This is a genomic window from Aquamicrobium terrae, from assembly GCF_052978165.1.
On sequence record NZ_JBRKLZ010000002.1, the window covers coordinates 1,029,035 to 1,048,387 of the forward strand.

Sequence of the window (19,353 nt, forward strand, 5' to 3'; positions counted from 1 at the left end):
AGAAATGGGAGAACAGACATGAAGCATCTTCTGGCAACGACCTGCCTGGCCCTGGGGCTGGGCGTTCTGGCCGCCGCACCTGCGGCCGCCGAGTGCGGCGACGTCACCATCGCCGCCATGAACTGGCAAAGCGCGGAGGTTCTGGCCAGCCTGGACGAGTTCATCCTGCGTGAGGGGTACGGCTGCAACGCTTCGGTCATCAGCGGCGACACGGTTCCGACTATCACTTCCATGGTGGAGAAGGGCCAGCCGGACGTCGCGCCCGAAGGGTGGATCGATCTGGTGCCGGAACTGCTCAAGCGCGGCCTCGACGAGAAGCGCATCGTCGCTGCCGCCGTGGCAATCTCCGATGGCGCGGTACAGGGCTGGTGGATTCCCAAGTACATCGCGGACGCCAACCCCGACATCAAGACCATCGACGATGCGCTGAAACATCCCGAACTCTTTCCCGATCCCGAGAACCCCGGCAAGGGAGCCGTCCACAATGGCCCGCAGGGATGGGGCGGTACGGTCGTGACCGGCCAGCTTTACAAGGCCTATGACGCCGAGGCGGCCGGGTTCCGGCTCGTCGACACCGGCTCCGCCGCCGGCCTCGACGGCTCGATCGCGCGGGCCTATGAGCGCAAGGAAGGCTGGGTCGGCTACTACTGGTCGCCCACGGCCCTGCTCGGCCGCTACGAAATGGTCAAGCTCGAGCACGGCGTTCCGTATGACGAGGCGGAATGGAAGCGCTGCAACACCATCGCCGAATGCCCGGACCCGAAGAAGAACGACTGGCCGGCCGACACGGTGCAGACGCTGCTGACCTCGACCTTCGCCGAGCGGGCCGGCGAGGATGTCGTCGCCTATTTCCAGAAGCGTGCATGGACGAACGCCACCGTCAACGCACTGATGGCCTGGATGACCGACAACCAGGCCTCCGGCGAGGACGGCGCGAAATACTTCCTCCAGAACAACGAGGACCTGTGGAAGGATTGGGTCTCGCCGGAAGCCGCTGAGAAGATCAAGGCGGCGCTCTAGACCTGACCGGACCGGGCGGCCTCGCGCTGTAGCGGGCCGCCCGGTCCATCGCCTCGCGGGGCATGGAGAAGACGATAAAAAGCCGCCACGAAGCAGGCAGGGGAACGATATGGACTGGTTCTGGTCATTTCCGCACATGAACGACAATGCGCTGCGCGAGTTGAGGCGGGCGATAGACGACGGCTTCAGGAACTTCACCCGCGGCTATGGCGACATGATCGAGGGCGTTTTCGAGCCGCTGCGGCTGTTCCTGATCCAGTCCGAGTGGCTGTTGCTGAACACGCCTTGGCCGATCGTCATTCTGGCCATCGCCACGATAGCCTGGTTCGCCAGCCGCAGTTGGGCGATCGTCGTGGGCAGCGTCCTGACCCTGCTTGTCATCGGCTATTTCGACATGTGGGACGACACGATGCGCACGGTGTCGATGATCTTCGTCTGCACTGTGGTGGCCATTGCGCTCGGCATTCCCATCGGCATCCTGATGGCGCGCTCCAACCGCTTGCAGAGCATCGTCAACCCGGTGCTCGACGTGATGCAGACCATGCCGAGCTTCGTCTACCTGATCCCGGTCGTCATGCTGCTCGGCATAGGCAGGGTCCCGGGCGTGATCGCGGTGGTGATCTACGCCATCCCGCCGATGATCAGGCTGACCAATCTCGGCATCAGGCTGGTGGACAAGGACGTGCTGGAAGCCGCCGACGCCTTCGGCTCGTCGAACTGGCAGAAGCTGAAGAACGTGCAGATGCCACTTGCCCTGCCCACCATCATGGCCGGCATCAACCAGACCATCATGATGGCGCTGGCCATGGTGGTGATCGCCTCGATGATCGGCGTACAGGGGCTGGGACAGCCGGTGCTGCGGGCCATCAACAACCAGTATTTCACCATGGGCATCTTCAACGGGCTCGCCATCGTCGGCATCGCCATCATCTTCGACCGCATCAGCCAGGCTTATGGCCGCAGGCTCCAGAAGCATCTGGAGATCGTCCATGGCTAAGGAAAGCGCGAACCGCTACGGCATCGAGATCAGGAACCTGTCGAAAATATTCGGCCCGGATGCCGCCGCCATGGTTCCGCTGGTCGAGCAGGGAATGTCCAAGGCGGAGCTGAACGAGCGTCACGGCCATGTGCTGGGTCTGCGCAACATCAACATCGCCATGCCGGCCGGTAGCATCCAGGTCATCATGGGTCTGTCCGGATCGGGCAAGTCGACGCTCATCCGCCACATCAACCGGCTGGTCGATCCGACTGCGGGCGAAATCCTCGTCGGCGGTGAGGACGTGGTGAAGATGACACCGAAGGAGCTGCGCGCGTTCCGTCGCCACAAGACCGCGATGGTGTTCCAGAAGTTCGCGCTCCTGCCGCATCGCAACGTGCTAGAGAACACCGTCTACGGGCTTGAGATGCAGGGCCTTCCGCGCGACCGCCAGGTCGAGGCGGCGATGCGCTGGATTACCCGCGTCGGCCTCTCCGGTTTCCAGAAGCACTATCCCAACCAGCTCTCCGGCGGCATGCAGCAGCGCGTCGGGCTTGCCCGCGCGCTCACCAACGACGCACCGATCCTGTTGATGGACGAGGCGTTCTCCGCGCTCGACCCGCTGATCCGCACCGACATGCAGACGGTGCTGCTCGACATCCAGAAGGAGATCAAAAAGACGATCGTCTTCATCACCCACGACCTGGACGAAGCGCTGCGGCTCGGCGACCGCATCGCCATCCTGCGCGACGGGGAGGTGGTGCAGCAGGGCACCAGCCAGGACATTGTGCTCAGGCCCGCCGACGATTACGTCGCCAACTTCGTTAGAGAGGTCAACCGGGCACGCGTGATCCAGGTCGAAGCCGTCATGGCGCCGCTGTCTCCCGACGCAGCCGGCCACGGGCCGGCCATCGCTGCCGGCGCGACCATCGAGGAAGCCATGCGCCTGCTCGCATCCGCTGCCGGCGACAGCCTCACGGTCACCGAGCCGTCCGGCAAGCCGTCGGGAACCGTGACGCTGCGCCAACTCGCCGAAGCGATGGTCAATCTCCAGGACGCGTCGGACGGGCAGAGAGGCCATGCGGCCGCAGAATCCTGACACGGCGCGGCGCCGATCTCATGATCGGTGGCGGTTTGTACGGCTTGCCATTGCTGCCGGTCGATGGAGCCGGCATGGCCGCCGGCGAGCTCCCCGAGGGACGGGCTTCAGACCTTGCGTCGGTCCAGTTCCAGCGCGGCGCGCGACAGCCGATCGAGCAGGACTGCCACGGCCACCACGGCAAGGCCCGCGCGCAAACCAAGGCCCATTTCCATACGCGTCAGTCCACGCGTCACCTCGGCACCAAGGCCGCCCGCACCGACCAGCCCAGCCAGCACCACCATGGCCAGCGACAAGAGGATGCACTGATTCAATCCAACCAATAAGGTCGGCTTGGCTGCGGGCAGTTCGATCTTGAACAGGATCGTGCGGGGCTTCGCGCCAATAGCCTGACCCAATTCCTTCAGGTCCGTCGGTACGCCGCGGAAGGCCAGCGTCGTCAGGCGCAACATTGGCGGGATGCCATAGACGATCGTCGCTATGATCGCCGGCACCCGGCCGAGGCTAAAGATCATTACGGCCGGGATCAGGTAGACCCATGGCGGCACGGTCTGCATGATGTCCAGAATCGGACGCAGCGCCGCTTCGAACCGGGGACGACGTGCTGCCAGGATACCGAGCGGAAATGCGATGGCGACCGCGATGGCCACTGCCACCAGGACCAGCGCGATGGTCTGCATGGAGGCGATCCACAGCCCCATCAGCAGGCAGAATCCGAGGCAGCAAAAGGCGAGAACCGCCATCCGCCAGCCAAGCACAAGCAAGGCTGCCAGCGTCACGATGGCAATCACCGCAAACGGCGGCAGAACCAGGAGAGAGGCCTCGATCCCGCCCAGGATTGCCTCGATCAGGCGAGTCAGCATCGCGAAGAACGGATGGAAATTGGTATTCAGCCAATCAACGGCGGGGGCAATGAACGCTCCGGGGGAAAACTCCATCGCTTACTCCCCCATCTTCTGGCACGACGCGGCCATGCTCTGGGTCATACGGTCCAGTATCATGGTAAGGACGACGATGGCGATCGAGGCGTCGATCGAGCGCGCGATGTTCAGAGTGCGGATCGCGCCATAGATCGTTTCTCCCAGCCCGCCTGAGCCGACGATACCTGCGATGACCACCATGCCGAACGCCATCATCAGGCTTTGGTTCACGCCCGCCATGATCGAAGGTACGGCAAAGGGCAGTCGGATCTTGAAGAAGGCCTGCACCCGGTTTGTGCCGAGCGCCTCGCCCAGTTCGATGAATTCATTGGGCGTCATACGGATGCCGAGCGAGGTCAGGCGTATTGCCGGCGGCATGGCGACGATGACCGTCGCGACCAGCGCTGTCGCCGGGCCATAACCCAGAAGCGCGATCGAGGGCAGCAGGTAGATATAGGGCGGCATGGTCTGAATGAGATCCAACGCCGGTGCCAGGAACCGTTCAAGGCGCGGCATAAGCCCGGCCAAGACCCCGAGCGGCAGGCTCATTGCCAGAGCGATTACGCTGGCCGCTATGACCAGCGCGAGTGTGCTCATGGTTTCGGGCCAAAGCCCCATAACAGCGCAGCAGGCGAGAGCGATGGCTGTGCCGATGCCGAAGCTCAGGTTCACCGATCGCCATACTACCAGTCCGGCCAGGATAGCGACAACGTAGAAGGGCAGCAGGTTCAGCAGCCAGAGGACGCCGTTGTAGAACCCTTCAAGCACAACGCGCGCGCCATCGAAGAAGAAAGCGGCATGATCGGTTAGCCAGAACAGGATGTTGTCGACCTGCTCGTCGAAGGCGGGAACGAAAGCGGAAAGGTCCATCGCGCCCTCACGCCGCACGGGCTTGGGGTTCGCCCCGCACGCCCGAAAGCAGATTGCGGATGGTCACGATACCAACCAGATTGCCATCGTCCTCGACCCTGATCGCATCGCTGCCGGTATCGGCGATCAGGCCGATCAGCGCATCGATATCGGCCTCGGGCGAGCAGCGGGGCAGATCCTGCGTAGCGCCCTGCCATCCCTCCGGCGGAACCATGACCGAATGAGCCTTGACCAGATGGAGGCGCGAGATGCCGGCGACGAAATCCGCAACATACTGGTCAGCCGGGTTCATCACGATTTCCTCGGCGGTGCCGACCTGGATGATAACGCCATCCTTCATGATGGCGATACGGTCGCCAATACGGATCGCCTCGTCGAGATCATGCGTAATGAATACCGCCGACTTGCCCAGCTCCTTGGTCAGTTGCCGGAATTCGTCCTGCAATTGCCGTCGGATCAGCGGGTCGAGCGCGGAAAACGGTTCGTCCATCAGGATGATTTCAGGATCGGAGGCCAGCGCGCGGGCAAGGCCGACACGCTGTTGCATTCCACCCGACAGTTCCGAGGGGTAACGCAGCTTCCAATCGGACAGGCCCACCTTGTCCAGCGCAGCCTCGGCAGTGCGGTTGCGCTGGTCGCGCGGCACGCCCTGAACCTCGAGACCGAAGGCCGCATTTTCCAGCACGTTGCGTTGCGGCAGCAAGGCGACGCTCTGGAAGACCATGCCGATATGGCGGGCGCGGATCTCGCGCAGGGCCGCAGCGTCCATCGCACCGATGTCGCGCCCCTTCACCAGGACCTTGCCAAGGCTCGGCTCGATCAACCGGTTCAGCAGGCGGATCAGCGTGGATTTGCCGCTGCCCGACAGGCCCATGATGCAGAAGATCTCCCCCCGGCTCACCTGCAGGCTGGCATCGGAGACGCCGATCACGCAGCCATATTGCTTCAGCACGTCCTGCTTGCCGAGACCACGTTCGGTTATTGCCTTGATCGCCTCGGCGCTGCGTTTACCGAAAACCTTCCACACCGACTGACAGTCGATCAGAACCTCGGCCGTTTCCTTATGCGTCATCCATGCCTCCCAGTGACGCCACCCGGCAACAAGAAGGAGCGGCCCCAAACGAGCCGCTCGGGTGCGTTTGTCAGTACTGCTTGATGTTCTCCCAACGCTTCAGAAGATCGGCGTGGGCTTCGGTCCAGTCGGCGACCGCCTGATCCATGGTCTTGCCGTCGTTGACAGCCGCATTGATCGAAGCGATGTCGACCAGCGGAACGTAGACGCTGGCTATTGCCTCGCGCGCTTCCGGGTTGGCTTCCGAAAAGCCCTTCTGCCCAACCCAATAGTAACCTTGTGGCGGCGCGAAGATGCCCTTGGGATCGGCCAGGAACTTGGTGTCGAACTTCAGCGCCATCCAGGTCGGCTCCCACAGCGTGACCGCGACCCATTCCTTACGGTCGGTCGCCGACTTCAGCGCGGCGGTCATGGCGGCGGTGCTGCCCTCGACAAGTTGCAGCTTCAGCCCATATTGCGACACCGCATCGGCGGCTTCGCGCATCAGGCCCGAGCCGGGCTCGATCCCGATGATCTTGCCACCGAACTTGTCGGCATTGTCATTCAGTTCCTCGATCGAATTGATCGTGACATATTTCGGCACGGCGATAGCCTGATAAAGCCCATGCGAGACCGGAGAGATCTTCTCGAGCCGGTTCTTGTTCTTGTCCCAGTAGTCGTGCGCGACGTAATCGGTCTGCGAGGCAAGGACCTGCACGTCGCCCTTGGTCAACGCCGCATAAGCAATGCCCCACTCCGAGAATTCGGTGACCTCGACCTTGTAGCCCTTGTCTTCGAGCACCTTCTTGGTGATGCCGGTGATCGGCGTCAGGTCTTCCCAGATGATCGTGCCCATCTTGATCACCTTGTCCTGTGCCATTGCCGGCACGGCAAGACCCAGCGCCATGGCGCCCGCAAGAATGGTTTTGAACAGTTTGCGCATAGATTTCCTCCTCTTGCCGCCATGGGACGGCTTCATCTTCCTGAAGAATTTGATGACGGGCAGGATCAGCCATTCACTCCGGTGGCTTACCTTGGTCCTCCCGGGAACGGCTCCAAACAATCCGGGTAAGCTGATGATCTGGAAGCTCCCATTCCCAGATGGCTGGGTTTATCCGATGCAACCAGATTTCTCGCAAACGAGAATTTTCAGCCGGTAGGCATTAGAATTTCTGGGGCTGAAAGGGATGTGCCTCAATCTGCGCCTTCGTCGCCGAAAGTACATATTCGACGAATGCCGCTACACCCGGTCGCTTCATGGATTTCTGCTTGCAGTTCAGGAAATTGCCCCGCCCAGCCGTGATCGGCGCCGGATAGGCGAAAACCAACCTGCCCTCATCTATCATCCGCCAGACCATATGATGCCAGCCCAGCATAACGCCTCTGTGGGCGAGCGTGGCCTCCATGAGAAGGCTCACCTTGTTGGTCGAAAGGGCCGGTGGAGCCTTCGCCCATTCGGCCCCTTGCGCCCGGAACCATTCAGGCCAGCCCAAAGGCTGCCAACCGATGGCGTCTGCGCTCCAGTGCCGGTCGTGGAGATGCAGCAGTTCCACCCCGTTCAGGCTGTCCGGGCTGTCAAACGGCCCGTACCGGCTCAGAAAATCCGGGGTACAGACGGGCTGGGCAATTTCCTGAAACAGAAAATGCAGATTCTCGCCGATCTCACACCGCTCGTTCCCGCACAGGAAGGCGATATCGACATCGGCGTAATTGCGCAGCGTGTCGTCGGCGTCCGACGCCAGCACGACGAAGCCAATCTCGGGATGGGTTTCGCGAAAACTATCGATCAGCGGCTGGAGCCAGAAAAGCGCCATTCCGTCGGTTGCCGAAACGGTGACAGTCTGCGGAGTGTCATCCCCGGCCAGCACCGAGACGGCAGCGCTGATCGTGTCCAGCCCGGCGGTCACGGCGTGAAACAGCGTCACCCCTTCCGCTGTCAATTCCAGCATGTTGCGCTTGCGCAGAAACAGCGGTGTCTCCAGCGCCCGCTCCAGCAGGCGGATCTGCTGGCTGACGGCGCCCTGGGTGACGTTCAGCTCTTTTGCAGCCAACGTAAAACTGAGGTGCTTGGCCGCAATCTCGAATGTGGCGAAAGAGCCGAGCGAAGGCAGATAGCGGCGTTTGATCGGCGGCATGGCGATGGCTCCTCCCCTGGCCTGCGGCTATTCCTGCCGCGATTGCCATTCCTTCCAGCGCATATAAGCATTTGCGCCGATCGTGTCGAAAGGATGCGGCGGCAGACGCGCCGGTTCGGCCTCGGCGTTAAAAAACTTTGTGATGGCGCTCGTTCGCCCGCACAGCATTTCCGCCGCGCCGATCCCCGTCAGCGTGCTGCGTGTCGTGCCAAGACCGTTGTCCACACATGCGGTAAACAGACCCGGCTCGAGTTCCCGCATGACAGAGACGCCGTTCTTCGACAGGCACAGATGCCCTGACCAGCTATGTTCGAATCGCACACCCTTCAGCATTGGGAAACGCGCGTCGAACTTCCGTCGCATGTGGCGGACCACGCGCGCGAGATCGTCGGCGCTGGTTCGCATATCGGGCCGATAGTAGCCACCCTGCCGGATGACGATGCGGTTGCCTCCCTGCGCCGGGCCGATCTTGCGCACCGTCGTTCCCATCGGGTCCGACGGCGTCACGCCCCAACATTCATGCCCACCGAGCGCGCGGAGGGCCTCGGGCGTCAGTTCCTCGGTCATGCAAGCGTTCAACATGATATGCATCAGCCGCCCGCGCTTGAAGCCGAAGCTTTCCAGGTGACCGTTATTGGCAAGGATCAGCTTTTGCGCCTGAAGAGAGCCTTGCGCGGTTTCAACCAACCACCCCTGCGCATTGCTCCCGACCCTCAACACCGGAGAACCTTCAAAGATGCGCACCCCCTCCCGCTCAAGCCCCGCGGCCAGGCCTCGCACATAGCCGGCAGGCTGGATCATCACCGCGCCAGGAGTGAACAGCCCGCCCTTGTAATATTCGGTGCCGGTGATTTCTTTCATCTGTCCGGCGTCCAGCATCTCGTGCGCTTCGTCCAAATGACGCAGGTGTTCGGCATAGCTGACATTTGCCGCCAGTCCGGTGGCAGAGGCCGCCGCATTGATCTTACCCATGCGCTGGAACCAGCCTTCCGGAATGGCGTATTCCGCGACCGCTTCAGCCGCAAAATCGATGGCTTGCCGGTTCAGCAGCGTCAGCTGGCGGTCGTGGCTATTCCCAGAGCCGGCATAGTCCGACGAGGTAAGCTCATGCGGCAGGTCGATCATGAAGCCCGAGTTTCGCCCGGTTCCCCCCTCCGCGATCCGCGCGGCCTCGACAATCGTCACGCTCAGCGATGGGTCGAGCTGGTGCAGGCGGCGCGCGGCGGCAAGCCCCGCGAAACCGGCGCCCACGATCGCCACGTCGCAACCCTCAGTACCCTTGAGCTGCGCGCGTGGCGCAGCCGGAGGCAAGATCACGTTCCATCCGGCCGGCCCGTTGAAGACCGGAGTGCGAACCGCCCGATGCTGTTTCATCGTCTCAGTCGAGATTCGCGTCGGAAGCGTCGGTGAGGTCCAGCCAGATAGTCTTGAGCTGGGTATATTGGTCATGCGCGTGGATCGAGTTGTCGCGTCCACCGAAACCCGACTGCTTGTAACCGCCAAAGGGCGTGGTCACATCGCCCTCGCCGAAGCTGTTCACCGTCACCGTGCCTGCCCGCAGCATACGCGCGCCACGCAGCGCCCGCTTGCCGTTGGCCGAGAAGATCGAAGCCGCCAAACCATATTCGGTGTCATTGGCAACCTGGATCGCTTCTTCGAAACTCTCCACCACGATCACGGTCAGGATCGGACCGAAGATTTCCTCTGCTGCAAGCCGGGATCCGCGGGGGGTCTCCACGATGGTCGGCTCGATGAAACCCTCGGCGACGATCCTGCCGCCCATCAACATCTTTTCGGCCTGAGCGGCTTCGAGATAGCTGCTGACCTTGTCGAAATGCACCTTTGAAATCAATGCGCCGACCCGCACCGCCGGGTCCAGTGGATCGCCGACGATCCATTCGGCGGCATGAGCCTTCACCCGCTCGATCAGCCGCTCCTTGATGCCACGCTGCACGATGAGGCGCGAGGCCGCCGAGCAGTTCTGCCCCATGTTCCAGAAGGCGCCGTTGACGACATGAGCCGCCACCGCGTCCAGATCCTCGGCGTCGTCGAGAACGATGCAAGGGTTCTTGCCCCCCAGTTCCAGCACGACCTCCTTCAGATTGCTGTCGGCCGAATAGTTCAGGAAGCGACGCCCGGTCACGGTGGAACCGGTAAAGCTGACCATATCCACATCCGGGTGCCGCCCCAAAGGCTCACCCACATCCACGCCCGATCCGGTGACGATGTTCAAAACGCCCGCCGGCAGTCCGGCCTCGACGGCCAGTTCCGCCACGCGTAGCGCCGTCAGCGTCGTCTCGCCTGCAGGCTTCATCACCACGGAGCAGCCAGCGGCGAGCGCTGGGCCGATTTTCCAGGCCAGCATCAGCAACGGGAAATTCCAGGGCAGAACCAGGCCCACGACTCCCACCGGCTCGCGGACCACCATGGCGATATGGTTGTCGGATGCCGGCGAAACCTGATCGTAGATCTTGTCGATCAGTTCGGCGTGCCATTTGATCACATGGATCGTTTCGGGCACGTCCACTGTCTCGCAGTCGAAAATGGTCTTGCCGCTATCGATGCTTTCCAGAACCGCCAGTTCGCGGGCATTGTCGCTCATCAGCCGAGCCAGACGCAGGAGAGCTTCCTTGCGTTCGCTCGGATGCAGCCGCGACCAGCGGCCGTCTTCGAAGGCCGCGCGAGCGGCCGTTACAGCAACGTTTACATCCTCTGGGCCGCAAGCGGCGATCTCGGTCAATGCCTCGCCCGTCGCCGGATTGATGGTGGTGAAGGTTTTGCCGGAGATCGCGGGACGGAAAGCCCCATCGATGAAGGCCAGATGCTGCAGCTTCAACCCGGCGGCGATGGACTTGTATTGCGAGGCGGTCAGGAAATCGCTCATGTCACTTGCCTCCCACGACAGACTTGACGGTGGCCTTCAGCGTGATGATCACCCGCTCCAACTCGGCCTTCTCGGCATCGTTCAGCCCTTGCAGGGGCGGCCGCATTGGCCCGGCGCGCAGGCCGGAGACTTCGACCCCGTGCTTGACGCATTGAATGAACTTGCCGCCCTGCTCCAGCACGCCCATCAGGGGCATCATCGCTGTCATGATCTGCCGGCCCTTGGTGAAATCGTCCTCGACCGCGCAGGCCCGGTACAGCGCCACATGCTCTTCGGGGAGAAAATTGGATCCCGCACAGATCCAGCTACGCGCGCCCCAGGCGAAGAATTCCAGCGCTTGGTCGTCCATGCCGCAACTCATCTGGATATGCGGATAGTCGCAAGCCAGAGTGTGGATGCGGTTCACGTCGCCTGAGCTTTCTTTGATGCCGATGATATTCTTCGACTGGCTGACGATATCGAGAAACTCCCGCCCCATGCTGACGCCCATGCGGCCGGGATAGTTGTAGAGGATCACCGGCAGGTCGGCGACGCGATCAATGGCGAGTGCATTGGCGGCATTCTCGGCCTCGGTCGGAACCGAATAGGGAGGTGTACCCAACAGCAGCGCATCGGCACCCATCGCCCGCGCGCCCTCAGCGATCGCGATTGAATCGGGCGTACGCATCGCGCCGGTGCCAACGATCACCGGCAGCCGACCCTTGCTGCGCTCGGTGACAAAACCCGCCAGCTCCAGTCGTTCTTCCACCGTCTCGGCGTAATTCTCGCCCGTCGAGCCGCCCGAGATCAGGCCATGCACGCCTGCCGATATCAGCCGCTCCACCAGTTCCGCCAATGCATCCAGATCAAACGTGCCATCGGCTTTGAACGGGGTGATCAGCGGGGTGTAGATACCCTCGAGTTTCATCCGAAATGTCATGGCGCGGCCTCCCTGCACACAGTCGGGCCCGCCGTTTCAATTCCCGCCGGGCACGCTCCTCTTGCGCCGGAAGCTAATGCGGCGCGCCCCTTGCCCGCAAAGGAGAATATTCACGGAGATTGCATTAGAAAAACTATTGCCACCGCCGTTAGACAGTGTTGCTGATCAGCGCTTCGACAGGTGGACGACGGTGCTGCCTTGCTGTCGTTTCTCTTGTGAGAAACTGGCGATCGCCATTCTCAAGCCATGGCTCACCGAGTCCGCAAAAAAGTGGACATTCATATAGCCCCTGACGTTTCGTGACGTCCTGTTGTCATCTGTCAGACGGCCACTCTTTTTGCTGGTAACCTTCCCGGCTCGTGGAGGAGGCCGCCGTTGACTGCCAGATATCTGCTGATCTCGCTTGCCCGCGTGCTGTTGATCGCCGTGATCCTGTTCATTTGCCTCGCGATGGCAATGACAATAGGAATGACCCTCGCCCACGTGGGATATCCCGGAACTTGCCAGGATGGCGCTTGCGAACTGATTGCGGAGATCTACATTATGCCGCTGGGCGGCGTCGGGCTCTTCATCCTCACGCTCGTGGGTTGGGCAATCGTCACAGCCAGAAGATGTCAATAAACCCACCCGACCGTCTTATTTCCCTGGCTCCGGCAAATCTGCCTTCAGGAGTGCACCCGTCTGGGCAGTCCGCAATTGCTTTAAGCCGCCAAGGAAAGCCTTCGAGTTCTCGTTGCCATAGGCGCGATGGCTCACGGCGAACAGCAGGACACCGGACTTGCCGGAGGGCTCTTTGACCGGAGCGTAACGGTACAGGTTCCATTCGACGATGTATTCGCCCTTTGAATCCTTGCTGCTGATGAGAAAATCGAGCAGGACCTCGCCAGTAGCGTTCTTTTGCAGGACTTCGAAATTCACCAGAGGGTCGGAACCTTTCCGCTTCTGGAGCGCATCGATCTGGCCTCGGACGGCATCGATGACTTTGACGCCGCCAGTCACTCTCTCAAGTAACAGCATCTGGTCATACGTTTCGACAGCCTGGCCGGACGAGACGTATTCTTGTTTGGTATAATTGGCCGACGGTTGGGAACTCCATGCCAGGCCGTATGATTTCCCGTCAAATTCTATTGGACCTGGCACCCCAAGGTAATCAACGACCTGGGCGGCCCCCGGCGCTGTCATCATGATCAGCGCGAAGACAGCAGAAATGAACCTTCCTGATTTCATGGGTCGACCCACCGCTGGACGGCTTCAGCAATATCTGCAGGCGAAGGGTTGAAGCAAATATGGGCCCGTGGCGCGAGCCGATGGACCACACTCAGGATTTTCTCGAAAAGCACAAGGAACGCTGGAGACTCCCGCAACCCCGCCCCGATCATTTCATCGCCTTTCGGGCGGCCGCGCCGTCCCGCTGCCCCATCTCCCGTGCCGTTTTCGCAAGCCACCGATCCGCGCTCGCTCTTCCGTAAAGGCGGACGCGCCGATTGTACTCGGGCGCAATGGCGCGCATTATCGCGTTCATGTCTCTTTCGCCCGGGCGTTCGACACGCGCTGACGGTTGTTTTCTGTTTGCCTGACGTGCCTGATCAGCCTTACAGACGCCTTCGTTCGGCCATTGCTGGCAGTATTTGCGCATTGTCGGCGATAGTTCATCGGGATGCCGGGATTTCTGTCCGAGATGACGGGTGCCGCTGAGGGTTGACTGACCTAGAGCGGTCGCTCCCATCCCCGTCCCGAGGTCGAGAGTGGCTCCCGGATCGTATTGCGCTTGTGCGTTGAGCGAGAAGGTGGCAGCCAGCAAGACGGCAGCGAGCAGCGGAAATCGCATTCTGGTCTCCATATACCCTGCCCGCTTCTGACTATAGCCGCGAGGTCGACCGATACAACCTGCCCGTGTCACCTCGGGTAAATCAGAATTTCCTTGTTCCGACCCGTCCGGCAATCTTCCGTGAAATCATCAGCGGCCGATGGATCGGCACGAAATCGAGCGAACTGCTCGGAATCGACCGAGAAATAGGCCTCCCACTCAACGGCACGATTGACACCGGACACAGGTGTTGAGAGGTAATAGCCGCCCGTTTCCCGATCAACACCGAGGCAAAAGCGGTGCTCTCGGCTCACGAAGTCGTTTTTGAAGCGGTATTTCATCGGCGGATTCATCTCTTAGAGTCGGTTTGGAAAATCACGGATGGGCGTTTCTGCGCAGCATAATGCCGCCCATGGCAACGAGGATCATGGCCTGCGAGACATCGATGCGCTGCTCGTAATCGCGCACGAGGCGTCGCCACCGGATCATCCATCCGAACGTCCGTTCGACATGCGCTGATCGCGACCCGGCGGCAGGCGAATTTCATTGAGGCTGACGAAGGGGGCACGATGCGGTCAGATGACTGCGTCAACTTTTGAGACGGAGGAATAGCATGCCCCACTACGCTGCACTTGACGTTTCGAACAGAGAAACGGCCATCCACATCATTGACGAAACAGGCGCCACAGTCTGGCGCGGCAAGCGGGCAAGTGATCCCGAAGTGCTGACCACTACGCTTCGCCGCCATGCCCCCGATCTGGTTCGCGTTGGATTGGAAACTGGACCTCTGACGCCCTGGCTCTATCATACTTGCAAAGCTCTTGGCCTTCCCATCGTATGCTTGGACGCGCGCCATGCTCGTGCCGCTACAGCCTTGCAGCGGAACAAAACAGATGCCCGAGATGCCGAGACCTTGGCGCAGCTGGTGCGCACCGGCTGGTATCGTGAGGCGCGCGTCAAGAGTTTCGCCGCTCACGCCGTTCGCCATCTCGTCGGGGCTCGTGCGCAGCTGATGGGTGTATCTATCGATCTCTCCAATCGGATCCGAAGCACGCTAAAAACCTTCGGCCCGATGGCCGGTAAGGGAATGGGGCGTACATTCGAGAACCGTGTGTGCGAACTCATTGATGGGCGGCCGACGATTGCGGCCATTGTCGAACCCCTGCTGGCAGCTTGGCGCGTCGTACGCGATCAGGTTCTCGTGCGGGATCGGCAGCTCGTCGCTTTTGCCAGGGAGGACGCAACGTGCCGTCTACTCATGACATGCCCCGGCGTCGGTGTGATCGTCGCCACAAGTTTTACGGCCGCGATCGAGGCACCGGAATACTTTCGCCATTCGCGATCGGTTGGCGCCTATCTCGGGCTGACGCCGGCGCAACACCAATCTGGTGAGGTCGACCGCTCGGGCGGCATCACACGGCGCGGAGACCGACTGATGCGAACCTACTTATTTGAGGCGGCCGCAAGCCTGTTGGTCAGGGTGCGCCAGGAATCGACCCTGCAGCGATGGGGACGCGCTCTCGTCGATCGTATGGGCTTCAAACATGCCGCTGTGGCGGTGGCTCGAAAGCTCGCGGTCGTTCTGCACGCGATGTGGCGTAGCAAGACGCCGTTCCAGGCCTGGCCTACGGAAATGTCATGAGGAGATAAATTTGGAGAGTGGTTTGAACAAGGTTTAAGGGTTCCGCCCTCGCGGGCGGGAAGAGGCGTCCTCGTCGGGACGCAAGCAGGGTCATCCCGGGTTGGGTCTTGCGGCTGGTATGTGCTGGACCGCGCGTTCGACATGGTGAACCCCGCTTCGAGACGCATGGTGCGGCGGTCGCAAGGGCCGACCGCGGAAACAACCACGATCCGGCGGTGACGATCTTCAAATTTGACTTGACCTATGCAACGCGATCAAACAACCACCCAGCGACGCGGGAGAACCTTGAAGCCTTTCTGGTCGTCGCAGCGGCGGATGATCTCGACGATGAAGTTGAGATAGCAGGCCTTATCCATCAGCTTGAGCCTGTCATAGGCCCCGTCGGCGAAGAGATGCTTGACCCACGGCCAGCGTTTGCGAATGCCGTCGAGTATCGCCTGCGCGCCAGCGCTGTCGGAGATGTCAGCGGTAGTCAGGTTGACCATCAGCAGCCGTCCGTCCGTATCGACCGCAATATGGCGCTTGCGCCCGACGATCTTCTTACCCGCGTCGTAGCCTCGTGCTTTTGCATGCGGTGCCTTGATCGACTGACTATCAATCACACCAGCGCTGGGGGAAGGTTCGCGGCCCTGCCGCTCGCGGTCGAGCATCAGTTCCACGTCGTGGATCGTCTGAAACAGGAAGCGCCGTGCCAACTCGCGGAACCAGCTATAGACCGTCTGCCACGGCCCAAAATGAATGGGTAACATCCGCCACCCACAGCCCGAGCGCACCAGATAGCGCACCGCGTTGATTACCTCCCGAAAATCCACCTCGCGGGGACGCCCACGCCGACCAGGAGCCGGCATCAGGGGCGCGATCCGCTCCCATTCCTCATCTGTCAGATCACACGGATAACGCTTCGTCTTACGCGCGATCTTGGCAACACGGCCACGGCTCTCTTCGGTCCACATCAACACGCTGAATCAGACTTTATGCGAAAACGAAACCCCTCAAATCCGATTTTCCAAACAGCCTCTTACAAGGCACCAACTTAGTGTTTCTGGAAACGATAAGAGGTGCCTCCCTGTCCGATGACAAGCCTGAAGACTATCAGCGGGAAGTTAATTAAGCGGGGTTTCTTCTCGTTTCAGGCTGGAAACTCTGATGAACCTGAAATTGCCGTTTAAGAGAGCGGAGAATTGGACACCTTTGTCGATGCCCATGCCAAAGGCGACGGTGGCGACCATGATGACCGCCTCGCCATGCTGGAAGCGCATCGGGTTGGCCTGGTGCACCGTCTTGTCCATGCCGGCGCGATAGGCAAGCGCATCGTAGCCCAGGTCCTTGAGCCAGGCGGCAGTTTCCTCCGTCCGCCGCATGGCTGCAGCCGGTCGATTCGAGATATTGTCATCGCAAGGCCGGCTGCACAGCCGCAGCAAGTTTCGCCGTTCCATGAGCGTGGGGTTCAGGCCCATCGAGCGCGTAACCGGGCGGACAGCATGAGATCTGCCGGGAGCTCACTCTGATCGATCACTGGTCGCAGACCTCAGCTAGCGCACGCCTACAACGATTCCCGCATGAGATCGGACACGCGGCATGACATAATATGTTCCACTCCAAGCCGTCCGTTGTGAGATTCGGTGGTTTCTTGAAAGCCGCAGCGCAGATAGAATCCTCTGGCAGCAAAGTTATCGACGTTGACACTGAGCATCAGCTTTGAAGCTTGTGGCCAGTGTGTTGCAATCCAACGGGCGGCACGGACAACGGCCGTCGTTCCACATCCCCGCCCCTGCATATTCCCGCTGATGCGAAAATTGTGAAGACTGACTGCATCCGGGGCGGCCCAATCGGGCAATGCCTGCCCCTTTCGAAGCATCAGGAACCCGGCAATCTTGCAATCTGCCATGATCAGAAATGGGAGGCAGTCTTCTGAGTTCGGTCGGGCTTTCAAACGTCCTGCTATCGCGGTCATGCTTCCGCCAGCGAAGTCTTCTTCGCGGGCGCTCAGCTCAATCCCGGAAATCGTGACAATCTCGGCATGTTGGATCTGTTTGAGAGAAACTTCCATACCTATGATCCCGTCAGGGATTTCGCTGACATCTTCTGGTTCCACGCGTTTGGAAGGTGCGGGGGGTTATTGCTGTGATCCCATATTCAACAAGTTGCTGCAGATGTCCGCTGCGCAGTTGAGCCGGGGGCGAATTTCACCGGGGCCAATGGATCGGCGATATCTGAACAAGACATGCCAATCGTACTCACCCCTCCGCGATCCGCCCATACACAATTTCCGGGATTGTCGAGGATGTTGCGAGGCTGTTTGATGCCGGTTTGCTTGTCTTCTTTTATGGATCAGGCCTCTTTATCAATTCTGCCGGATCGACACCGAGGGCGCGTGCCAGTGCTTCGACTGTTTCAAGTGTCGCGTTGCGGCGACCGGCTTCGGCACCACTGAGATAGGCCCGGGGGCTACCGGACAGATGAGCCAATTGCTCCTGGGTTAAGCCCCGCTCCCGGCGCAACCGCTGCAGGTTCAAGCCGAATATACCTTGTATGTCCATCAGTTCAGTATTTCACATGTGCAATTTAATGCAACGCATTATAGTGCACATTCTCATTGACATATAGCCGGCATGTTGTTTGAACAGGGTGTTCGCTGTCGAGCCGGATGTGTCCGTCCCATGTCCGAGGTCGACATGGTGGCGTCGAGCGCTGTTGCCCGGACCAGACCGTCTTAGCGGGGAGTTTCACCGAGATGAATATTATTGCGGGATACCGCTGCATCCGTTGCGGGACCCAATACCCATCCGATCAGAGGCTGGACACAAGGGGCTGCCCGAGTTGCCTTGAAGCCGGCCCATCAAACCTTCGGCCTCTTTATCCGGTCGGAAACAGTTCCATTGACCTTGCCGCCACGAACAATCATGCCGGCAGATCCTGTGGCAATATGCGTGCCACCTTCCCCCGTTTGGCGCCGGGATCGTGTCGCTTGGTGAAGGTTTGACGCCCCTTGTCCCTGCTGAACGTATTGGCAAGGTGCTGGATGTGCCGCACCTCGTTATTAAGGACGAGAGCCGCAATCCGACCTGGTCCCATAAGGATCGCTTTTCGACTGTCGCTGTATCGGCTGCCCTCAACCAAGGGGCAAAGGTCGTGGCAACCGCATCATCAGGCAACGCCGGAGCATCGCTGGCGGCTTATGCTGCCAAGGCTGGACTTCAATGTGTCGTTGCGACCTTTGCCGGCGCGGCCAGCGCCATGATTTCACAAATCCGCGCTTATGGCGCGTCGGTCTTCCCGATGGCCCGCAAAACGGACAGATGGGCGCTTCTCGAAAAGGCTGCCGATCAGCTCGGATGGTTTGTCACCTCCCCCTATCATCACCCCGTCGTCGGCAGTCATCCGATTGGAATCGAGGGCTACAAGACGCTTGCCTACGAGATTGTCGACCAGTCAGGTGATCACTTGCCCGACTGGTGCGTTCTGCCGGTTTGTTACGGGGATGCGTTGGCCGGCCTTGCCGCAGGATTTCACGAATTGTTGGAGATGGGCAAGATCAGCCGTGTGCCCAGACTGGTCGCAGCCGAGGTGCATGGCTCATTGTCGGCCGCGCTCGAAAGTGGACACGACAGGATCGAAGAGCAGAACCAGGCATTTGAGACCGTCGCTGTCTCGATCGGCACGACGCGCAGCACCTATCAGGCGCTGAAAGCGCTTCGAGATACGCGAGGGTGCGCGGTCTGCGTATCCAACGACCAGATCAAATCCATGCAAGGAATGCTGGCCGCCAAAGAGGGTATCTTTGCCGAACTGGCATCTGTCGCGCCTCTTGTAGCTGTTCGATGCCTGCGCGAGCAGCAGGTAATTGCCCAGGGTGACCGGGTGGTAGCGGTCGTCACGGCAAGTGGATTGAAGGATCTCGACATATCGGTTGATGCTTCACGGAAGGAGAGACCATTCGAAAGCGTTGACGATGCTTGGAAATGGGCACTTGAACGAACAGCAGCGGCCCCAGGCGTTCGCGTTAGGGTATGATTTCTGCATGTCCGGC

20 protein-coding genes and 2 pseudogenes are annotated in these 19,353 nt (G+C 60.7%); 6 read left to right on the top strand and 16 right to left on the bottom strand.

The features are described 5' to 3' along the window. Positions 1 to 18: 18 nt before the first annotated feature. The 3 genes from ACVCNR_RS21995 (at position 19) to ACVCNR_RS22005 (ending at position 3,095) form a co-directional block, all read left to right on the top strand. Positions 19 to 1,020, top strand: a complete 1,002-nt coding sequence (locus ACVCNR_RS21995; protein ID WP_354198416.1) for an ABC transporter substrate-binding protein — start codon at positions 19 to 21, stop codon at positions 1,018 to 1,020. Between the two features lie 109 nt (positions 1,021 to 1,129). After that, a complete protein-coding gene (locus tag ACVCNR_RS22000; RefSeq protein WP_354198414.1) occupies positions 1,130 to 2,017 on the top strand; it encodes an ABC transporter permease in 888 nt (295 codons plus the stop codon). Further along, positions 2,010 to 3,095, top strand: a complete 1,086-nt coding sequence (locus tag ACVCNR_RS22005) for a quaternary amine ABC transporter ATP-binding protein (protein ID WP_447076507.1) — start codon at positions 2,010 to 2,012, stop codon at positions 3,093 to 3,095. Before ACVCNR_RS22000 ends, ACVCNR_RS22005 begins: the two co-directional genes overlap by 8 nt. A 107-nt stretch (positions 3,096 to 3,202) precedes the next feature. On the opposite strand, the gene ACVCNR_RS22010 is transcribed toward ACVCNR_RS22005, so the two are convergent. From ACVCNR_RS22010 to ACVCNR_RS22045, 8 genes are all read right to left on the bottom strand, one after another. Then, entirely contained in the window at positions 3,203 to 4,033 is an 831-nt protein-coding gene (locus ACVCNR_RS22010) for an ABC transporter permease (protein WP_447076508.1), read from the bottom strand. A 3-nt stretch (positions 4,034 to 4,036) separates the two neighbouring features. Then, the gene (locus ACVCNR_RS22015) at positions 4,037 to 4,885 is read right to left on the bottom strand and encodes an ABC transporter permease (RefSeq protein WP_447076509.1); all 849 of its coding nucleotides are present in this window, start codon (positions 4,883 to 4,885) and stop codon (positions 4,037 to 4,039) included. A 7-nt stretch (positions 4,886 to 4,892) separates the two neighbouring features. Continuing rightward, positions 4,893 to 5,957, bottom strand: coding sequence for a quaternary amine ABC transporter ATP-binding protein (locus ACVCNR_RS22020; RefSeq protein ID WP_447076510.1), 1,065 nt, complete (start codon positions 5,955 to 5,957; stop codon positions 4,893 to 4,895). 70 nt (positions 5,958 to 6,027) lie between these two features. Beyond that, the gene (locus ACVCNR_RS22025; RefSeq protein ID WP_447076511.1) at positions 6,028 to 6,879 is read right to left on the bottom strand and encodes a glycine betaine ABC transporter substrate-binding protein; all 852 of its coding nucleotides are present in this window, start codon (positions 6,877 to 6,879) and stop codon (positions 6,028 to 6,030) included. A gap of 220 nt (positions 6,880 to 7,099) precedes the next feature. Beyond that, on the bottom strand, positions 7,100 to 8,071 hold the full coding sequence (locus ACVCNR_RS22030; RefSeq protein WP_447076512.1) for a LysR substrate-binding domain-containing protein: 972 nt from the start codon (positions 8,069 to 8,071) through the stop codon (positions 7,100 to 7,102). Between the two features lie 27 nt (positions 8,072 to 8,098). Beyond that, positions 8,099 to 9,445 (bottom strand): NAD(P)/FAD-dependent oxidoreductase, encoded by a 1,347-nt coding sequence (locus ACVCNR_RS22035; RefSeq protein WP_447076513.1) that lies wholly within the window; start codon positions 9,443 to 9,445, stop codon positions 8,099 to 8,101. 4 nt (positions 9,446 to 9,449) lie between these two features. Next, positions 9,450 to 10,955: an aldehyde dehydrogenase gene (locus tag ACVCNR_RS22040; RefSeq protein WP_447076514.1), complete on the bottom strand. Its 1,506-nt coding sequence runs from the start codon at positions 10,953 to 10,955 to the stop codon at positions 9,450 to 9,452. A 1-nt stretch (position 10,956) separates the two neighbouring features. Further along, positions 10,957 to 11,874, bottom strand: coding sequence for a dihydrodipicolinate synthase family protein (locus tag ACVCNR_RS22045; RefSeq protein ID WP_447076515.1), 918 nt, complete (start codon positions 11,872 to 11,874; stop codon positions 10,957 to 10,959). A gap of 375 nt (positions 11,875 to 12,249) precedes the next feature. Here ACVCNR_RS22045 and ACVCNR_RS22050 point away from each other — a divergent pair, with 375 nt between their 5' ends. Further along, the gene (locus ACVCNR_RS22050) at positions 12,250 to 12,495 is read left to right on the top strand and encodes a hypothetical protein (protein WP_447076516.1); all 246 of its coding nucleotides are present in this window, start codon (positions 12,250 to 12,252) and stop codon (positions 12,493 to 12,495) included. A gap of 15 nt (positions 12,496 to 12,510) precedes the next feature. Here the strand turns inward: ACVCNR_RS22050 and ACVCNR_RS22055 are convergent, their stop codons facing one another. The 4 genes and pseudogenes from ACVCNR_RS22055 to ACVCNR_RS22070 all read right to left on the bottom strand — a co-directional run. Beyond that, the gene (locus tag ACVCNR_RS22055) at positions 12,511 to 13,101 is read right to left on the bottom strand and encodes an HI_0983 family protein (RefSeq protein ID WP_447076517.1); all 591 of its coding nucleotides are present in this window, start codon (positions 13,099 to 13,101) and stop codon (positions 12,511 to 12,513) included. Between the two features lie 148 nt (positions 13,102 to 13,249). Continuing rightward, the gene (locus ACVCNR_RS22060) at positions 13,250 to 13,702 is read right to left on the bottom strand and encodes a hypothetical protein (protein ID WP_447076518.1); all 453 of its coding nucleotides are present in this window, start codon (positions 13,700 to 13,702) and stop codon (positions 13,250 to 13,252) included. A gap of 68 nt (positions 13,703 to 13,770) precedes the next feature. Continuing rightward, positions 13,771 to 14,022 carry a hypothetical protein gene (locus ACVCNR_RS22065; RefSeq protein WP_447076519.1) on the bottom strand — a complete coding sequence of 84 codons (252 nt, stop codon included), beginning with the start codon at positions 14,020 to 14,022 and terminating at the stop codon, positions 13,771 to 13,773. 34 nt (positions 14,023 to 14,056) lie between these two features. After that, positions 14,057 to 14,191 (bottom strand): annotated as a pseudogene (locus ACVCNR_RS22070) (IS5/IS1182 family transposase); the annotation flags it as partial. A 103-nt stretch (positions 14,192 to 14,294) separates the two neighbouring features. Here ACVCNR_RS22070 and ACVCNR_RS22075 point away from each other — a divergent pair. Next, positions 14,295 to 15,323 carry an IS110 family RNA-guided transposase gene (locus ACVCNR_RS22075; RefSeq protein WP_447076520.1) on the top strand — a complete coding sequence of 343 codons (1,029 nt, stop codon included), beginning with the start codon at positions 14,295 to 14,297 and terminating at the stop codon, positions 15,321 to 15,323. A gap of 260 nt (positions 15,324 to 15,583) precedes the next feature. On the opposite strand, the pseudogene ACVCNR_RS22080 reads toward ACVCNR_RS22075, so the two are convergent. From ACVCNR_RS22080 to relB, 4 genes and pseudogenes are all read right to left on the bottom strand, one after another. Beyond that, positions 15,584 to 16,276, bottom strand: a pseudogene (locus ACVCNR_RS22080) (IS5 family transposase); the annotation flags it as partial. A 150-nt stretch (positions 16,277 to 16,426) separates the two neighbouring features. Next, positions 16,427 to 16,780, bottom strand: coding sequence for a hypothetical protein (locus ACVCNR_RS22085; protein WP_447076703.1), 354 nt, complete (start codon positions 16,778 to 16,780; stop codon positions 16,427 to 16,429). 86 nt (positions 16,781 to 16,866) lie between these two features. Next, complete coding sequence (locus ACVCNR_RS22090; RefSeq protein ID WP_447076521.1) at positions 16,867 to 17,373, bottom strand: GNAT family N-acetyltransferase; 507 nt, start codon at positions 17,371 to 17,373, stop codon at positions 16,867 to 16,869. A 274-nt stretch (positions 17,374 to 17,647) separates the two neighbouring features. Further along, complete coding sequence (relB, locus tag ACVCNR_RS22095) at positions 17,648 to 17,863, bottom strand: type II toxin-antitoxin system RelB family anti-toxin (RefSeq protein ID WP_447076522.1); 216 nt, start codon at positions 17,861 to 17,863, stop codon at positions 17,648 to 17,650. Between the two features lie 421 nt (positions 17,864 to 18,284). Between relB and ACVCNR_RS22100 the strand changes: the two genes are divergently transcribed. After that, entirely contained in the window at positions 18,285 to 19,337 is a 1,053-nt protein-coding gene (locus tag ACVCNR_RS22100) for a pyridoxal-phosphate dependent enzyme (RefSeq protein WP_447076523.1), read from the top strand. Positions 19,338 to 19,353 lie beyond the last annotated feature (16 nt).